Genomic DNA, 18985 nt, shown 5'->3' on the forward strand with positions numbered 1-18985 from the left:
GACATGACTAATATATTTTGACACTCAAAATAGACAGAAAGGTGAATCGGTATGAATACCTATGTGCTTGGCTTTCAGGATATTGATAAAACAAAGCTTCCTATCGTCGGGGGGAAAGGAGCGAACCTCGGGGAACTGTCCAGAATCGCGGGAATAAGAGTACCGGGAGGTTTCTGCGTCACGACGGAAGCGTATAAAAAGACAATCGGACAAATACCTGAGCTGCCTGAGCTCTTAGAACAGCTCGCTCATGTAAAGGCGGGAGATAAGGAAAGGATCATTGAAGTTAGCGCTAAGATCCGCCGCGTCATCGAAAAGACGGCTATCCCGGAGGAAGTCGCTGAAGAGGTAACGCGTCATCTGGCAAAACTGGGAGAGCAGAATGCTTATGCCGTGCGGTCCAGCGCCACAGCGGAGGATCTGTCGACGGCCTCCTTTGCCGGTCAGCAGGATACGTATCTGAACATCATCGGAAGGGAGGCCATTCTGAAACATATCAGCAAGTGCTGGGCATCGCTGTTTACTGACCGTGCCGTGACCTATCGTATCCAAAACGGATTCGACCACCGCAAGGTCTATCTGTCTGTGGTCATCCAGCGGATGGTTTTCCCAGAGGCGGCGGGGATCCTGTTTACTGCCGACCCGATCACTTTCAATCGCAAAGTGGTGTCTATCGATGCAAGCTTCGGTCTCGGCGAAGCACTGGTTTCCGGTCTCGTCAACGCAGATAACTATAAAGTACGCGACGGCAGCATTGTTGATAAGAAGATCTCGACAAAGAAGCTGGCGATCTATGGCCTGAAAGAAGGCGGAACAGAAGAGAAGAGGATCGATACCGCACATCAGAATATGCAGACGCTGACGGACGAGCAGATTTTGGAGCTTGAACAAACGGGCAGGCGCATTGAAGCCTATTTCAGCGGCCCCCGGGACATCGAATGGTGCCTGTATGAAAACAAAATTTTTATCGTCCAGAGCCGTCCCATCACCACTCTTTATCCCATACCGGACGTGCGGGACGGAAAAAACCATGTGTATCTGTCGTTCAGCCATCAGCAGATGATGACCGACGCCATGAGGCCGTTGGGCTCGTCCTTTTTTCAGTTGTCGACCGATGATTTTCCCCTGATTCAAATCGGCGGAAGGCTGTACTTCGATATCGCGCACGATTTGGCTTCTCTCACGGGACAAAAGGTTGTACTCATGGCCGCGGATAAGATGGACCCTCTCATGCATACTGCGCTCAAGAGCTTAATAAAGCGAAAAGACTTTATGAAATCATTGTCGCGCGGCAAAAAAGCCCTCAGCATGGGGTCGGGGTATTTTTCCTGGGGACTGGTCGCTCAGTTTATGAAGATTTCCCGCGACAACGATCCATCCGTCGTTCAAACGCTGTTGTCAAAAAATAAGGCATTGATCAGAGATATGGGGCAAAGGACAGCAAATTTGTCCGGAGAAGAACTGTTTGCCGCCGTTATCGAAGAGCTCAAGCGTTTAAAAGAAGCGGCGTATGCCCCCCAAAACATGGGAGTGATCTATGCCGGGACATTAGCGCTGAGCTGGATCAATAAGCACATGGAAAAGTGGCTGGGCGAGAAGGGCACGGCCGATTCGCTCACCAAATCCGTTGCCAACGATGTCACTTCCGAAATGGGACTGGAGCTGCTGGATGTGGCGGATGTCGTCCGTCAATATCCGGCGGTGATGGAGTATCTGGGACACGCCAAGGACGAAACCTTTTTTGAGGACCTGGCCGAGCTGGAAGGCGGAGACGCCGTCAGTCAGGCCATCCGGGCATATCTTGAAAAATACGGCATGCGCTGCCCGGGCGAGATCGATATCACCAGGCCCCGTTTCAGCGAACAGCCGACCGCGCTGGCCCCGATGATTCTCAACAACATCAAGAATCTTGAACCAGATGCCCATGGCGCCCTTGTTAGGCGGGGCCTGCTGGAAGCAAAGCAGAAGGAGCGGGACCTCCTGAACCGTCTGGAACAATTGCCCGGCGGAAAGGAAAAGGCCAAGAAAGCAAGGAAGAAGATAAGCGTTCTACGTAACTTCATCGGTTACAAGGAATACCCGAAGTACCTGATGATGGAGCATTTCTGGATCATTAAGCAGTCCCTGTTAAAGGAGGCCGCCCGGCTCGTGCAAAAGGGAGTGATCCGGGAGAAAGAGGATGTCTGCTACCTGTCTTTTGAGGAATTCCGGGAGGCCGTTCGTACAAGCCGGTTGGATTACGATGTCATAACGAAAAGGAAAGAGGAATACGAGGCGTATAAGAAATTATCACCTCCCCGTATCATAACCTCCGAAGGCGAGGTCTTATCCGGTGCATACGATACCGGCAACATCCCGAAAGACGCTTTGGCAGGCATCCCTGCTTCCTCCGGGACCGTCGAAGGCCGGGCACGGGTCGTTTTAAGAATGGAAGATGCCGCCTTGGAGGAAGGCGATATTCTGGTTACGACATTTACCGATCCAAGCTGGACACCGGTTTTTGTATCCATTAAAGGCTTAGTGACGGAAGTGGGCGGGATGATGACCCACGGTTCTGTCATTGCCAGAGAATACGGCCTGCCTGCGGTTGTAGGTGTGGAAAATGCGACGAAGCTGATTAAAGATGGCCAAAGGATTCGTGTAAATGGATCGGAAGGGTATATAGAAATCCTGTAATTGCATTTCTTATATCAGTAAAGTTATCGGCTGACTGAAATCTGAAGCGATGACACAATGTCAGGAAGGATGCGTGATTCAATTGATTGAGGAAACGACTGCGGTATCTACGATGATACGACATTTTAACGTTGCGGCAGAAAGGGTCTTTGATGCTTTTTTGGAACCGTCGGTCATGAAAAAATGGTTTCTGACAACGGAATTTACGAATAAAGCTGTAAAGAATGTTCCCCATGTCGGCGGTACCTGGGAAACGGTCGACCATCGGGACGGGACGGACTACAGAGCGATTGGCACATATCTGGAAATCAACCATCCAAATCGGTTGGCTTTTACTTTGCAAATGCCGCAGCTCAGTGAATCAATCGACAAAATCATTGTTGAGATTAAGACGCTTGAACAGGGCTGCGAAATGGCCTTCACGCAAAATATTCCCGTAACTTATGATGCAGGCTGGACTTCGCAAAATGTGGAAAGGGCAGTTAATGAGGCTAAAAACGGTTCAGAACGTGTCTGGAATACCTTGCTAGGCCGCTTAAAACAAATTGTCGAAGGCTAATAGCTAAACGGTTCTGTATGATTCAAAGATATATAGAGATCTTGTAAAGCACTGAGTTGATGTTCAGGGGCCGAGAATCCCGGAAGGAAGGATGAAAAAGATGAACGTTGACATCGCTGCTTTCAAACAACAAATGAAGGACGAGGAAACGAAAGGTTTGGTTATCGACCTTGATGAGACGCTTTCATCCACAATACAGTACTGGACTTCGGAACTTGTGAAAAGCTTCGGTAATCCCGAAAATCTGCCAGCAGAAGAAATGACGAAAAGAATCCTCGCTCAGGACATCCCCTTTTGGAAACCTGAAGAAGTTCAAAAGTGGATGATACGCGCCCTGAAGTCCGAAGAAATGACTGAGGCATATCCAATAATTGAAGGTTCAGATAAAGCTGTTGACAGAATAAATCAGGCCATCCCGGTGGTAGGCTACCTTACTCTAAGAGAGACATTAATCAGAGATGCTACAAGAAGATGGCTGCAGAAACATGGCTTTCCCGATCGGCCGGTGATCACCAGGCCTGACGATTTAAAGAGCGGAGGAATGAAATGGAAAGCAGAGACACTGGCCTATCTCTATCCTCAGGTCATCGGCACGATAGATGATACCCCTGGTTTTATTGACTATTTACCAAGCAGCTATAAGGGGGCCATTTTTCTGTATGGTAATCGGGATTACCGAAAGAGCAATCTCGACGTTATACTCTGCAGTACCTGGGATGACGTCTGCAGAGAGGTAGCAGCCCGCCGCGCCGCGCTTCAATAAACGGCCGGCATTGCTGTTCCCTATGGCTCTCAGCAGTTTCAAAAACTTTGAGACACTAATCCTTTGTTTGTACGAGAGCTACTGGAATCGTGCAGGGCACAGGATTTATTGAACCGCTTGAAAAACAGTGCACCGGCGGGAATAAAAGTCTAAAAGGGCGAGAAAGATGCTGTTAACGAACCTTTTAGGCCCATCCGCTAGGTGATTAATGGTTTGAACGAAATAAAGCCAGCGTTTTTTTGCTGGCTTTAGTTGTTTCCCTGCAAAAATTCGTCAGGAATTTTCTTTTGTATAATTTTGTATAATTAAGAATGGTAATTTATGAAAAATGCAGGAATGAAAGTTCTTCCGTCCAAAATTTTAACCTGATCCTCATCTCCTGAGAGGAATGACTTGTGCAGAATCAAAGTATTCTTTCTTCGGTTGCAGATAGCGGTCAAAGCTCCCACGTTCTAGGCTAAACAAATTAACAAGAAACATGGGAGTAATATGAAATTCAGATTCCATATCAGAAATAGATATCGGAAAGCAGCTGTAAAAGGGATTTTACCCAGCCCGGACGAATGGGAGGAATTTGCTCGTCAAGGGTTTCCAGCGTCTGATAGTTCTTTTTGTACATTTGTCCAAAGAAATAGCGATTCTCCTGATAAGTCATTAAGCCTAATTTATAAGCACGGTATGCCAATGCGACGCTTGCATGTCGATGTAGTAGTCCGGGTTGGAATGCCTGGGCAGTTCGGCTAAATCCCGCTTAAATTCCTCCTCGGGCAGCAGGAAGACAGCGGCCAATTGATTGGCTCGCTGCTCGATTTGCCTGTGCTCCGATTTGGTCCGTGTTTCCATATCAACGGCAGTATGAAGCAGAAGATGCCCAGGCTCATGTGCCAGATCAAAGTTTTTGCGGACTGCTGATTTGTTAATGGTCCCTAAGATAATGAATGGGCGACCATCGTCTGTGATTGTGCTGTAGGCATCAATTTCCGGACCGAGGGTCTTTTCAACAATGTAGATGCCGCTGATTTCAAGTGTATATATCAGATCTTTGTTGTGTCGGAGTTTGAGAAATTTTCTTGCCAGATCGGCTGTTCGAGTAATTCTTTGGTCCATTGACTGATCCGGATCGGACCGCAACATTTCCGCAACCCTTTGTCGCAGTCCAGTGATCGCTGAATCAGGGGTTATCAAAAATTTTTCAAAAAAACGGATGTAGTAATCGACATAGCTAATATAAGTTCTTTCAAGCTTAGTCTGCGGATTACTGATGATCCTATGAACATTACCGGAGATTCTCCCGCCTTTTCTGTAGATTTAAACCTACTGACAATTTCCGAACGGCACACTCCAGTGAATAGTCAGAGATGGACTTCTTCGGTGCGGGTTTTCAAAAATTGATTTAAAAGTGTACTCCTTTCCGTCCGGATACTTCTTCTTGCCGTTCCATCATCCCGCACGAGAACAACTCTTCAAAAATGTTTTATTTCTGATTCTTTTTTTAACAAAGGCATCAATCGGGTTTCATTAAATGGGGCTATAGTGCACATTTCACTGAAAAAGGTTCCTCATTTGCGAAAAATGTCGATTTTTAGTTCATAAATTTGCCGCAAATTTTTAAAAAAAGGTTCACAAATGCATCTTACTGTTATATAATACATTTACAGTTTTCAAAGCTGTAATATAACAGAAAAGAGGTAAACTCATGGCTACTCAGACAACCGGAATCAAAGTCACTGGTCCGATGCGCCCGGAGTATAACACAATTCTGACGCAAGAGGCTTTGCGGTTTATCGATCGGCTGGAAAGAACGTTCGGCCAGCGACGCATCGAACTGATGAACAAGCGGAGCGAAAGGCAAAAGGATTTTGACAGGGGAGAGAGGCCGGACTTTTTAAAGGAGACCAAGAGAATCAGGGAAGGGAACTGGCAGATCGCTCCGCTTCCGAAAGATCTCCTGGACAGACGGGTAGAAATCACCGGCCCTGCCTCGGACCGGAAGATGGTCATCAATGCGCTGAATTCCGGAGCCAAGTTCTTTATGGCAGATCTGGAAGACGCAATGTCGCCGTCATGGGACAATGTCATTCAGGGACAGATCAACTTGCGTGATGCTGTTCGCAAAACCATTTCTTTTGTCAATGAAAAAGGAAAGCGCTATCAGCTTAAGGATTCTATTTCCGGATTGATGGTGAGACCCCGGGGCTGGCATATGATCGAAAAAAATATCCGGATCAACGAGACGCCGATCTCCGGTTCACTGCTTGATTTTGGCCTTTTCCTTTTTCATAATGCCCGGCAGTTGATTGAGAAAGGCACGGCTCCCTATTTTTATCTGCCGAAGCTTGAGAGCCATTTGGAAGCGCGTCTGTGGAATGACGTATTCTCCTATTCGGAGCAATATATAGGCATCCCGCACGGAACGATCAAAGCCACAGTCCTTCTCGAAACCATTCCGGCAGCTTTTGAAATGGATGAGATCCTCTATGAACTGCGCGATCATTCGGCCGGACTCAATTGCGGCCGCTGGGATTACATTTTCAGTTATATTAAGAAGTTCAGAAATCAGAAGAATGTCATTCTTCCCAATCGTTCGGAAGTGACGATGACGGTGCCGTTTATGAGAGCTTATTCTCTGCTTGCGATCAAAACCTGTCACCGCCGCAAGGCACCGGCCATCGGCGGAATGGCGGCGCAAATACCGGTTAAAGGGAACGAAAAGCTAAACGAAGAAGCGTTTGCAAAGGTCGAAGCCGACAAACAGCGCGAGGTAAACGACGGACACGACGGCACATGGGTCGCTCATCCGGGACTTGTACCGGTTGCTCTGAAAGTCTTTGATCGCGGCATGCCGGAACCTAATCAAATAGAAAAAAAACAGCTGGAAGATATTCACATCACGACGGAGCAATTGCTTGCCGTACCGATCGGCAAGATTACCGAATCGGGCGTCCGTGAAAACATCTGTGTCGGGATTCAGTACATAGCGTCCTGGCTCAGAGGCAACGGCGCCGCCCCAATCAATCATTTGATGGAGGATGCGGCGACGGCGGAAATCTCGAGGGCGCAGATGTGGCAGTGGATCCGCCATCCGAAGGGTATTCTGGAAGACGGACGGAAAGTGACTGTCGAGCTTTATAAACAGATCAGAACGGAGGAAATGCAGAAATTAAAGCAGCAGTACGGAGACGCCGATTTTCAATCGGGCAAGTTCGAAGAAGCGGCCGAACTATTCGACAAACTGACACTGAGTGATGACTTTGCCGATTTCTTAACAGTGCCCGGATACGAACTCTTATAATTCAGACCTCCATCCGCTGGAAACCGATCATCATTGCATTGACAGGGCCGAAACACAAATGCCATCCATTAAAAAGGAGAGGGAAAAAATGACAGATGCAAGAGTGAGCAAGCTGGAAGAGTCGTGGAAGAGTCCGAGATGGAAAGGGATCAGGCGTCCGTACTCGGCGGAAGATGTCATTAAACTGCGGGGTTCGTTAGATATTGACTATACGCTTGCCCGCCGCGGTGCGGAAAAGCTCTGGAAACTTGTGAACAGTGAAAAATACGTAAACGCGCTGGGTGCGTTAACGGGAAATCAGGCGGTTCAGCAAGTGAAAGCGGGTCTGAAGGCAATCTATTTAAGCGGATGGCAGGTGGCCGCCGACGCCAATCTGGCCGGCCAGATGTATCCGGATCAGGGGCTCTATCCGGCGAACAGCGTGCCGGAGGTGGTGCGCCGCATCAATCATGCGTTCCAGCGTGCCGATCAGATCGATTCGGTCGAGGGCAATCATTCGAAAGACTGGTTCGCTCCGATTGTCGCCGACGCCGAGTCCGGATTCGGCGGGCAGCTGAATGTTTTTGAAATCATGAAAAGCATGATTGAAGCAGGCGCAGCGGCCGTTCATTTCGAAGATCAGTTATCTTCCGAGAAAAAGTGCGGGCACATGGGCGGCAAGGTGCTGCTCCCGACACGGACGGCCATCAGCAACCTAATCTCGGCCCGGCTCGCCGCAGACGCGATGGGCGTGCCGACACTCATTGTCGGCAGAACGGATGCCAATGCGGCCAATCTGCTCACCAGCAATATCGATCCTTATGATGCGCCGTTCATTACCGGAGAAAGGACGGAGGAAGGCTTTTTCCGGACGAAGGCCGGCATCGACCAGGCAATCTCCCGTGCGCTCGCTTATGCGCCTTATGCCGATCTGCTCTGGTGTGAGACCGCGGAACCGAATGTCGAGGAAGCGCGGAAATTCGCCGAAAGCATTCATAAACAGTATCCGGGTAAACTGCTCGCTTACAACTGCTCACCGTCCTTTAACTGGAGGCAGAAGCTGGATGAAAAAACGATCGCCGGCTTCCAGGAAATGCTGTCGGAAATGGGCTACAGGTTCCAGTTTGTCACGCTGGCCGGCTTCCATGCGCTCAACTACAGTATGTTCCATCTCGCTCACGGCTACAAGGACCGCGGCATGGCTGCCTATTCCGAACTGCAGCAGCAGGAATTCTCCAGTGAGAAAGACGGCTACTCGGCGACGCGCCACCAGCGCGAAGTCGGCACCGGTTACTTCGATCTGGTCTCGACCATTGTCAGCGGCGGAAAGTCTTCCACGGTAGCACTGAAGGGCTCAACGGAAGAGGCGCAATTCCAGGCCAACTGATCCGCTTGAGCCCGTATTCGCTCGTGTATTTCCCAGACTTTTTCAGGTTTCCCGTCCGTGCCGTTTCAAAAGGCGGCGGGATCTATGCCTGAGCCGGGTCCCGTTTTGTCGGGGCCTTTTTTTTTATTTTGCAGAAGGCTTATAATGAAATGGAGAAAAGTCCCATTGTTCTGAATGGGAGTAGTTGATTTCTAATGACAAAACCGGGATCACAGAGAAAAAGGAGAGAGTTGAAATGAGCGAAACAATCAGAAAAGTCGGCATTGTCGGGATAGGCAATGTCGGCAAGGCCGCCGCATCGGCCATTGTCCACGAAAATATAGCGGACGAGCTGTATCTTTCGGATATTGATGCGGAACGTGCGAAGGGGGAAGCGTGGGATTTTGCAGACAGCATTGAACTGACGCCGTCGAGAACGCGCGTTAAGGCCGTCTCTCTTGAAGAGCTGGCTGCCTGTGACGTTATTCTGGTTTCGGTTACAGAGCGGCAGAAAATCATCAGCAATTCGCGCCTCGAGCTGCTTAAAGGATCGGCGGCGATTGCCTATGATATCGTTCCGAGATTAAGAAAGGCGGGATTCGGCGGAATCTACGTGATTGCCACGAATCCTTGCGATATCATTACTTATCTGTTTTACAAACTTTCCGGGCTGCCGAGAAAACAGGTCATCGGGACCGGCACCGCGCTTGACAGCATGCGGCTGCGCAGACAGATCTCCGAAGTGATCGGCGGCATCAATCCGCGCAGCATCGTCGCCTACATGATCGGCGAACACGGTGATTCACAACTTGCGGCCTGGTCCCATGTCACGGTCGGCGGCAAACCGTTAGACGAATACGAAGCGGAAAATCTCGACCGCTTCGGAAAGATAGACCGCGGTAAGGTAGAGGAAGAGGCCCGCCATTTCGGCTGGGAAATCCTGACACGCAAGGGCAACACACAGTTCGGCATCGGCAACGAACTCGCCTTTTTTGCTAAATCAATTTTAAACGATGCCCGCATTGCCACGGCAGCTTCAGCCGTTCAGAAAGGCGAATACGGCCGCGACGGTCTGTCGATCGGTGTCCCGATCGTTCTCGGCCGCGATGGCATTGAAGAAATTATCCATCTGAATCTTAATGAGAACGAACAAGAATTGTTCAATGCATCGGCGGATCTGGTGAAAAAGTACATCGACCAGACATTGGCCGAGCATGGGGAAACAGCCGGGAAATAAGCCAACCTGATCGTCGGGGTGCAGAAAATTATCGTATATTGTAAAAAAAACGTCCAGCGGCCGATACCGTCGGGCGTTTTTGGCGCGGCCGGACCGGATCTTCCGGACAACAACGCCTTGTGAAACGAAACGCTGCTCCGGACATTTTTGGGGCAATAAAAGCGGCGGCAAACGGTTCTGTACACCGCCCGGACAGATTCTGCCGATGTAAGCCCGGGAACAATTGAGAGAGTCCGGCGCTTCTGCTTCAGATTCAGATTATGACCGGATTGCAGAATGCCCTGAATCGTTAGATACAGAGTCGTTTTTTGATAAAAAGCAGCGGATGATTTAAACTTTCTTCATCGAGACAATTGCGGTAAGATAGTAACAGAAATGCTTTCATGGATTAGCGTACGACCACACACAAGAGGAGTGTATCATGAATCAGGAATCTTACTGGACGATCACCCAAATGCGAAGACAGGCGGCGATCATTCGCGGAGAGGAAGCACCGGAGACCGTACTGACTGATGCCCTCTATTTGAATACCTACCTGAAAAGCTGGGAAAAAGCAAATATCTGGATTGACGGCGACCGGATTGTCTATGTCGGAGAGGCTATGCCGGCGAAAGACAGCGAGATAACAAGACGGATTGACTGCAAGGGTTATGTCCTCGTTCCCGGTTATATTGAACCGCATGTCCATCCCGGCCAGCTCTATAATCCGCAGTCATTCGCGGCGTATGCGGCGCAATTCGGAACAACGGCATTGATCTGCGACAACGCGATTTTATTCAAGACGTTGAGCGACGAGGAGGCGTTCGGGCTGATTGACAAGCTCGACCGGCTGCCGGCCACTTTCTACTGGTGGTGCCGCTATGATCCGCAGTCGGCTGTTTTTGATTCTCCGTTTAACGACGAGCGCATCAGAAAATGGCTGAATCATCCGCGCGTCGTCCAGGGCGGCGAGCTGACGGGCTGGCCGCTGGTTGTTCATGGCGACGATCAGATTCTGACATGGATGCGCGAGACGAAACTTCTGAGAAAGCCGATCGAATCCCATCTTCCCGGCGCATCGGAACGTACGCTGACCCAGCTCAAGCTGTTCGGCGCGGATTGCGATCATGAGGCGATGACCGGCGAAGAGGCGATCATGCGTCTGAGACTGGGCTATACGGTATCGCTGCGCTACTCGTCCATCCGCCCCGATCTGCCGAATATCTTAAAGACAATGATGAATGAAGGTGTGCGCGATTTCCAGCATGTGTACATGACACTGGACGGAGCGATGCCGGCCTTTCTGAAAGACGGAGTCGTCGATCGGCTGATCCGCATTGCCCTCGACCAGGGGGTGCCGCCGGAAGACGCTTATATGATGGCGTCCTCCAACATTGCGGTTCATTATAATCTGGCCGACCGTATCGGCCATATCGCCCCGGGAAGACTCGCTAACATCAATTTTCTGCGTTCGCCGTCTGATCCCCGTCCGCTTGCGGTGATGGCAAAAGGACGCCTGGTTTTTCATGACGGTCAAACGGAGAATGATCTCTTTTTCCCGTTCAGCCTCTCCGAAGGCCTGAAAGGCCCGGCCTTTGAATTCTCGCTCACGGCGGAACAGCTTACGGCAAAAACGGCCCTCGGTCTGGATATGATAAACGATGTGATCACCAAACAATATGAGCTGCCGGCTGCCGCATCAGGAAAGCAGCTGCCGGATGATGTGCTTTACATGACGCTTGTCGATAAAAAGGGCAGCTGGATTGTCAATACTTATGTGCGTGGGTTCGCCCGCAGCCTGTCTGGATTTGCCAGCAGTTTTTCCGCAACGGGAGATGTTCTGCTGCTCGGAAGGAAGAAAGAAGATATGATTGCCGCCTTTAACCGGCTGAAAGAGCTCAAAGGCGGGCTGGTCATTGCTGAAGACGGAAAAATAATGAAGGAACTGGCTCTGCCGATACTCGGCTTCATGTCTGCGCTCCCTATGGAACAGCTGATACGCCGGACCGGCGACTTTGAAAATGAGCTGTGCTCTGCAGGTTATCATTTTGGCGATCCTTTTTTCAGCCTGCTTTTTTTTGCGTCGACTCATCTTCCCTACATTCGGATTGCTCCGAAAGGGATTGTCGATGTGATGCACAGAAAACTGCTGGCGGCAAGCGAACCATTAATATAAAATACAGGTGTTCAACAGGTGGAAAGGGCTGGCGAACCCCGGCCCTTTCCGGAATTTTCAAACATCTTCGGGTGTGAAGATAAATACAGATCTATCGGCTGCTTTAAGTACATGCTTGTTGCAGAATAGCGAAAGGGAAGGGAATGGACAAGGGTGCAAATCGATAAATTGAGAGGAAAGGCGCTTGACCAGCTGTTTGACGCCATCCTGACACTGAAGGACAGAGAGGAGTGCTATCGCTTCTTTGACGATTTGTGCACAATGGGTGAAATCCAGTCGCTCTCGCAGCGGCTCGAAGTCGCCAGGATGCTGATGGCCGGTCATACGTACCATCGTATCGAAGATGAAACAGGTGCCAGTACAGCGACGATTTCGCGCGTGAAGCGATGCATCAATTTCGGCAACGACGGTTATCAGATGACACTTGAGAGACTGAGCAAATAGGAACAAAAAATACCGGCTGTTATAAGGAAGCAGCCGAATGATCTGAAATCACACATTCGGCCGGCTTGAAAACAGCCGTATTGAGGAAGTGGTAAGATGGACAGCATCTCTCAGCAGCTGCTTGAAGGGCTCAACCCCGAGCAGCTGAAGGCGGTCAAGCATCACGACGGGCCGCTGCTGATCATGGCCGGCGCGGGCAGCGGGAAAACGCGTGTGCTGACACACCGCATGGCCTACCTGATGATTGAAAGAAATGTAGCGCCGTGGAACATCCTGGCGATCACGTTCACAAATAAAGCGGCGAAAGAAATGAGAGAACGGCTTGCCGCTCTGGCGGGACCGCTCGTCGATGACACCTGGGTGTCGACCTTCCACTCGATGTGTGTGCGCGTTCTGCGCCGCGACATCGACCGGCTCGGAATCAGCCGCAATTTTTCAATACTGGATGCGACGGATCAACAGTCCGTCGTCAAAAATATCTTAAAAGATCAGAATCTTGATCCTAAGAAATTCACTCCGCGCAGCATTCTCGGAAAAATCAGCGCGGCAAAAAACGAGCTGAAAACGGCCGCGGATTTCGCCAAAACGGCGAACGGCCCGTTCGATGAAGTTGTCCGCGATGTTTATACGGAATATGAGAAGCGACTGCTCAAAAACCAGTCGCTCGACTTTGATGACTTAATCATGACAACGGTGCGCCTTTTCCAGCGTGTACCGGAATCGCTGGCCTTTTATCAGAAAAAGTTTCAATATATTCACGTCGATGAATATCAGGATACGAACCGAGCCCAGTATCTGCTCATTCACCTGCTTGCGGACCGTTTCAAAAACTTGTGCGTTGTCGGTGATTCGGATCAATCGATTTACGGCTGGCGCGGTGCGGACATTCATAACATACTTTCCTTTGAGGAAGACTATCCGGATGCCATGGTGATCAAACTGGAACAGAATTACCGGTCCACAAAGAAGATTCTGGAGGCCGCGAATCATGTCATTGAGCATAATCATGACCGGAAGCCGAAAAACTTGTGGACGGAGAATGCCGATGGCAAGAAAATCGCTTATTACCGGGCCGGGACAGAACATGACGAAGGCTATTACGTTGCCGGGAAAATCCGCGAACTGTCCGAACAGGGATTCAGTTATTCGGATATTGCAGTTCTTTACCGGACAAATGCCCAGTCCCGTGTGATTGAAGAGACGCTGGTTAAATCGAATATTCCGTACCGGATGATCGGCAGCATTAAATTCTATGATCGAAAGGAAATCAAGGATATTCTCTGCTATCTGCGCCTGATTGCCAATCCGGATGACGATATCAGCCTTGCCCGCGTGATTAACGAACCGAAGCGCGGAATCGGCGCGTCATCTATGGACAAGCTGGCGGACCGGGCGATCGGCGGCGACCTGTCCCTGATGAAAGCGATCGGAGAAGCGGAGCAGGCCGGCATCGCTTCGCGAACGGTCCGCAAGATGGAAGCCTTCGCCGAACAGGTCATGAATTGGTCGAAGATGCAGGAGTTTCTGCCGGTGACCGAACTGGTCGAAGAAGTGCTCGACAAATCCGGCTATCGCGAAATGCTGAAGGCGGAGAAAACGCTCGAGGCTCAGAGCCGGATCGAGAACCTTGAGGAATTTTTATCTGTGACGAAAGAATTTGAGGCTAAACATGACGACAAGTCACTGATCGCTTTTCTGACCGAACTGGCCCTGGACGCCGATATCGATGAAGAGGAGGAAGCGGGGACCGATGACGCGGTCATGCTGATGACGCTGCATTCCGCAAAAGGGCTGGAATTTCCGGTCGTTTTTCTCATCGGCATGGAAGAAAGCATTTTCCCGCATCTCCGTTCGCTCGACGATGAAGGGGAAATGGAAGAGGAACGCCGGCTGGCTTATGTCGGCATCACAAGGGCTAAAAAGCGTCTGTTTCTCACGTCCGCGCAGATCCGTACTTTATTCGGGAACACGGCGGTGAATGCTGTTTCTCGTTTTATTAAAGAAATACCGGAAGAATTGCTGGATATAGAGCAGCCGGAACAGCCTTCCGGAGCAGCGCGCTTTTCCGCTTCCGCAGTAAAGAAATCGCCTTTTGCCAGCCGCTTCGCTTCAGCATACAGCAGCCGGCCGGTTCCGATGCTGCAGAAGAGGCCGCACGGGAACGAAGAGTGGCATGCCGGCGACAAAGTGCTTCATAAGAAATGGGGACAGGGAACCGTTGTCGGCATTAAAGGCAGCGGCGACAGTATAGAACTGGATATTGCCTTTCCCAATCCGGTCGGACTGAAACGGCTTCTCGGCGCCTTTGCACCGATCGAGAAAGCCAAATAATCGGTATGGAACATTTTAAAAGAGTCTGTTCAAAAGGGAGAAGATTACAGGCTTGTGGCGCGGGCTTCTCTAACAGGAGCCCTGCTGCCTCGCCGAAGCGTCAAAAGACCGGTACAGTGCCGTTGCGGCTGCCGGGTATTGCCTGGATCCACAGACGGCAGCGGCTTCGATGCCGTGAACGGGACTTGCTGTCACAGACATTTCGGTGTGCTGGTTTTCACAGACTGCGGCGATTCCGGCGTTGTATACAGAACGTGTACGTTTTTAGCCGGAGCCCCTTCCTTACCGGGGGCGGGTCCCTTTACCCGGCCCGGCTGCCGGCCCTCTTTTGAACGGACTTTCTTTACCTTCTTTCGATACTTTTCGAACAGCCTCTTAAATAAAGGAGAAACGGAATTATGGACGACAACCTGCCTAGCCGCGTCCGCGTGCTGCACAGGCAACTGAATCAATACAGTTACGAATACTATGTCAAGGACAATCCGAGCGTCCCGGACAGTGAATACGACCGGCTGATGCAGGAACTGATCAAGCTTGAGGAAGAACATCCGGAACTGATCACGCCGGAATCGCCGACTCAGCGCGTCGGCGGCCAACCGCTCAAGGCCTTCAGAAAGGTCACGCATGACATCCCGATGCTCAGTCTCGGCGATGTATTCAGCAAAGAAGAACTGCTTGATTTTGACCGCCGTGTCCGCCAGGCTGTTGGGCCTGATGTGACTTATGTCTGCGAACTGAAGATTGACGGACTGGCCATCTCGCTGACTTACGAAAAAGGGCGATTTGTTCTTGGCGCGACACGGGGCGACGGGGTAACAGGCGAAGATATTACGAACAATCTGCGCACGGTGCGCAGCCTTCCCCTTGTTCTTCCGGAAGAAGAAGACATCGAAGTGCGCGGCGAATGCTACATGCCGAAAAAATCGTTTGAAAAGCTGAACGAAGCGCGGCGGCAGAACGGCGAGGCGCTGTTTGCCAATCCGCGCAATGCGGCGGCCGGTTCCCTTCGTCAGCTGGATCCGAAGATCACGGCCAAAAGACGGCTTGACGTTTTTCTGTACAGCGCCGGACATTTTGACAGAGATCGGATTCAGACGCATGACGGCCTGCTGGAGTACATCAGGAAGCTCGGACTGCCGGTTAATCCGGAATCGCGCCGCTGCCGGAACATGCAGGATGTGTTTGATTACATCGAGGAGTATACGGAAAAACGCGACTCGCTGACTTACGGTATTGACGGCATTGTCGTGAAAGTCGATTCCATGGCCCAGCAAGCGGAACTCGGACATACAGTCAAGTCGCCCCGCTGGATGATCGCTTATAAATTTCCGGCTGAAGAAGTCGTGTCGACGCTTGAGGATATTGAAGTCCGCGTCGGGCGGACGGGCGCGGTCACGCCGACGGCCGTTCTGACGCCGGTATCCGTTGCGGGTACGACGGTCAAAAGAGCGACACTGCATAACGAAGACTTGATTCGGGAGAAAGATCTGCGGATCGGCGACCGCGTCGTCATCCGCAAAGCGGGCGACATTATTCCCGAGGTCGTTAATGTGCTGACGGATCGGCGGACCGGGGCAGAAAAACCGTTTACGATGCCGACCCGCTGCCCGGAATGCGGCAGCGGGCTGGTCAGGCTTGAAGATGAAGTCGCACTGCGCTGCATCAACCCCAAATGCCCGGCGCTGATCCGCGAGGGACTGATTCATTTTGTCTCGCGCAATGCGATGAACATTGACGGACTAGGCGAAAAGGTTGTGACTCAGCTCTTTGAAAAACAGCTGATTCACGATGTGGCCGATCTGTATCAGTTAAAATATGATGATCTGATTGCCATGGAAAGAATGGGAGAGAAATCAGTTTCCAATCTGCTTGATGCGATCACGCATTCGAAGCAGAACTCCCTGGAGCGGCTTTTATTCGGCCTCGGCATTCGCTATATCGGCTCGAAAGCGGCACTTGTTCTGGCCCGGGCCTTTAAAACAATGGATCGGCTGTCAGAAGCATCGATGGATGACCTAGTGGCTGTCGATGAGATCGGTGAAAAGATGGCGGATTCCCTTGTTGCTTATTTTTCAAAACCGGAAGTTGCCGCGCTGATCGGCGAACTGAAGGCAGCCGGGCTGAACATGAGCTATCTGGGCCCCGATCCGCAGCAGATGAGCGCTGCCGATTCGCCGTTCAGCGGGAAGACGGTTGTACTGACCGGCAAGCTTGAGAGCATGTCGCGTCCGGACGCAAAAAGTGAAATTGAAAAACGGGGCGGCAAGGTCACCGGAAGCGTCAGTGCAAGCACGGACATCGTTGTCGCCGGCGAAGCGGCGGGATCAAAACTCAGTAAAGCCCGGGACCTCGGCGTTGATATCTGGGATGAGACGCGTTTTCTGGAAGCACTTAAGGATTAAGGGGTGTCACGATTGAAAAAAAGAAAACTCGGTGCAGCCGCACTGATCGTTCTGAGCCTTCAGCTTGCCCTTGCAGGCTGCTCGCAGGGCAGTTCACAGAACAGCGTTGTGAAAAAAAACGGAGGAACGCAGACCACCCAGCTGATACCAGGCGCGAACAGTAAGGATTATCAGTCGCTTCGCCCGGTTTCCAACGATCAGATGCGCGGGTATATCAATTACGGCGTCAACAATCGTGTAGATGTCGACCAGCTGGAACTCGGGCTGATGAATATGTCGAAAAGTGTTTTCAGCCCGGATCAATATGTTTTTCAAAGCGGCCAGTATCTGACGGAAAATGACATTAACGGGATGCTCTATCGCCAGGGCCAGGAGAAAAATAAGACGAGCGGCTCGCTGCCGGGACTCAATCCCCCGCTTGGAACAGGCAAAACGGCCGTTCAGCGGGCCCAGAGCAGCCCGAAATATTTAAATTACGTACTCGAACAGGACTATCTGAAAAAGTCGAGTAATGGAAAATATGTACTGGCAGGAGTATCCATCGCCGTTTCGCTTAATTCGGTCTACTCGGACCAGATCATGGATCAAAACCAGAATATCAATTCGATTCAGGAACAGTTGAATTCTGCCACAGTCAAGGCATGGGGAAGAAGCGTCGCACCGAAAATTCTGCAGCGTGTGCGCAGCGTCAAAGGCTTGAGCAAAGTGCCTGTTTTCCTCACCCTTTATATGACTGCCGCTCCGGATTCGCTGATTCCGGGTGATTATTTCGCGAAAACGACGGTTTCGGCCGGTTCGGCAACAATCGATAAGTGGACGACGGTGAATGATCAGCATGTCCTGTTTCCGTCTACTGCAGCATCAAGCCAGTATAAAGCGGATCTTGCCAAGTTTAATACATTTAAAAGCGACGTTCAGAAATATTATCCGGATTTTGTAGGCGTCGTCGGGAAAGGCTTTTACGAAAACCAGACGCTTACCGATCTGACAATCGACATCAATCTTCGATTTATGGATGAAACAGAAATCATCGGTTTTACCAATTACGTTGCTTCCATTGTCAACAATGGATTCGGTTTCGGCCGCGAAGTCCCGATTCATATCTCGATCACAAGCAACGATGTCCAGGAAGCTCTGGTCGACAGAACGTCGTCGATGGATACGGCCTATGTACACATCTTCCAGCATTGACCGCAAAAAGAACATGGCAGGACCGAGAGCGCGCAGCAAAAGAACTGCGGGCTCTTTTCTTCCTTTAGTCAAGGTGTTGATGGAATCGATGCCCAGGCTCCGATTTTAGAAAAATTTTTTAAATGGGTATCCCCTCAACTCATGTATCCGGCCGTGCTCGGGTTATCAACCGTCAGGCGCCGTTTATCGGTCATCGCAGGCGATTTATCGGTCACCGCCGGGAGTTTATCGATCGTTGCCCGGGTTTTATCGGTCACCGCTGGGAGTTTATCGGTCGTTGCGGCCGAGTTATCGGTCAGCAACGGCTGTTTATCGACCGATGCGGCCAGATTATCGGTCAGTAGCAGGCTATCGGTCGTTGCCTGGGATTTATCGGTCACCGCCGGAGGTTTATCGATCGTTGCCTGGGATTTATCGGTCACCGCCGGGAGTTTATCGGTCGTTGCCTGGGATTTATCGGTCATCATCGGGATTGATTGCGGAAAGGCTCTTCGTCTTTCGAGCAATTGACGGTCTCAGGAAAAGTCGATCATCATCTGACAGCTTTATTTATTTTACCGGAGTACAAAATTTTTAGCGGCTGTGTATAA

General features: G+C 50.7%; 13 protein-coding genes. 11 read left to right on the top strand and 2 right to left on the bottom strand.

All coding sequences use genetic code 11. The annotated features are described in order from the left end of the window. Positions 1–51 precede the first annotated feature (51 nt). From ppsA to Q6A92_RS03450, 3 genes are all read left to right on the top strand, one after another. Positions 52–2676, top strand: a complete 2625-nt coding sequence (ppsA, locus tag Q6A92_RS03440; RefSeq protein WP_332237039.1) for a phosphoenolpyruvate synthase — start codon at positions 52–54, stop codon at positions 2674–2676. An 82-nt stretch (positions 2677–2758) separates the two neighbouring features. Beyond that, positions 2759–3235 (top strand): SRPBCC family protein, encoded by a 477-nt coding sequence (locus tag Q6A92_RS03445; RefSeq protein ID WP_332237041.1) that lies wholly within the window; start codon positions 2759–2761, stop codon positions 3233–3235. A 100-nt stretch (positions 3236–3335) separates the two neighbouring features. Next, positions 3336–3998: a hypothetical protein gene (locus Q6A92_RS03450; protein WP_332237042.1), complete on the top strand. Its 663-nt coding sequence runs from the start codon at positions 3336–3338 to the stop codon at positions 3996–3998. A 660-nt stretch (positions 3999–4658) separates the two neighbouring features. On the opposite strand, the gene Q6A92_RS03455 is transcribed toward Q6A92_RS03450, so the two are convergent. Continuing rightward, entirely contained in the window at positions 4659–5105 is a 447-nt protein-coding gene (locus Q6A92_RS03455; protein WP_332237044.1) for an ImmA/IrrE family metallo-endopeptidase, read from the bottom strand. A 589-nt stretch (positions 5106–5694) separates the two neighbouring features. Between Q6A92_RS03455 and aceB the strand changes: the two genes are divergently transcribed. The 8 genes from aceB to Q6A92_RS03495 all read left to right on the top strand — a co-directional run bounded on the left by aceB (position 5695) and on the right by Q6A92_RS03495 (position 18395). Next, the gene (aceB, locus tag Q6A92_RS03460) at positions 5695–7290 is read left to right on the top strand and encodes a malate synthase A (RefSeq protein ID WP_332237046.1); all 1596 of its coding nucleotides are present in this window, start codon (positions 5695–5697) and stop codon (positions 7288–7290) included. A gap of 88 nt (positions 7291–7378) precedes the next feature. Next, on the top strand, positions 7379–8656 hold the full coding sequence (gene aceA, locus Q6A92_RS03465; protein WP_332237048.1) for an isocitrate lyase: 1278 nt from the start codon (positions 7379–7381) through the stop codon (positions 8654–8656). Positions 8657–8891: 235 nt separating this feature from the next. After that, positions 8892–9872 carry an L-lactate dehydrogenase gene (locus tag Q6A92_RS03470; RefSeq protein ID WP_332237049.1) on the top strand — a complete coding sequence of 327 codons (981 nt, stop codon included), beginning with the start codon at positions 8892–8894 and terminating at the stop codon, positions 9870–9872. 421 nt (positions 9873–10293) lie between these two features. Continuing rightward, entirely contained in the window at positions 10294–12027 is a 1734-nt protein-coding gene (locus Q6A92_RS03475) for an adenine deaminase C-terminal domain-containing protein (protein ID WP_332237050.1), read from the top strand. A 153-nt stretch (positions 12028–12180) separates the two neighbouring features. Further along, on the top strand, positions 12181–12471 hold the full coding sequence (locus Q6A92_RS03480) for a YerC/YecD family TrpR-related protein (protein WP_274401010.1): 291 nt from the start codon (positions 12181–12183) through the stop codon (positions 12469–12471). Between the two features lie 96 nt (positions 12472–12567). Further along, positions 12568–14802: a DNA helicase PcrA gene (gene pcrA / locus Q6A92_RS03485; RefSeq protein WP_274401011.1), complete on the top strand. Its 2235-nt coding sequence runs from the start codon at positions 12568–12570 to the stop codon at positions 14800–14802. Between the two features lie 398 nt (positions 14803–15200). After that, a complete protein-coding gene (gene ligA, locus Q6A92_RS03490) occupies positions 15201–17204 on the top strand; it encodes an NAD-dependent DNA ligase LigA (protein WP_274401012.1) in 2004 nt (667 codons plus the stop codon). Positions 17205–17207: 3 nt separating this feature from the next. Continuing rightward, the gene (locus Q6A92_RS03495; RefSeq protein WP_332237052.1) at positions 17208–18395 is read left to right on the top strand and encodes a CamS family sex pheromone protein; all 1188 of its coding nucleotides are present in this window, start codon (positions 17208–17210) and stop codon (positions 18393–18395) included. A gap of 134 nt (positions 18396–18529) precedes the next feature. Here Q6A92_RS03495 and Q6A92_RS03500 read toward each other — a convergent pair whose 3' ends face one another. Then, positions 18530–18901: a hypothetical protein gene (locus tag Q6A92_RS03500; RefSeq protein ID WP_332237054.1), complete on the bottom strand. Its 372-nt coding sequence runs from the start codon at positions 18899–18901 to the stop codon at positions 18530–18532. Positions 18902–18985: the final 84 nt, after the last annotated feature.

The sequence above is a fragment of the Sporolactobacillus sp. KGMB 08714 genome, assembly GCF_036598985.1.
In the GTDB taxonomy this organism is placed as follows: domain Bacteria; phylum Bacillota; class Bacilli; order Bacillales; family Sporolactobacillaceae; genus Sporolactobacillus.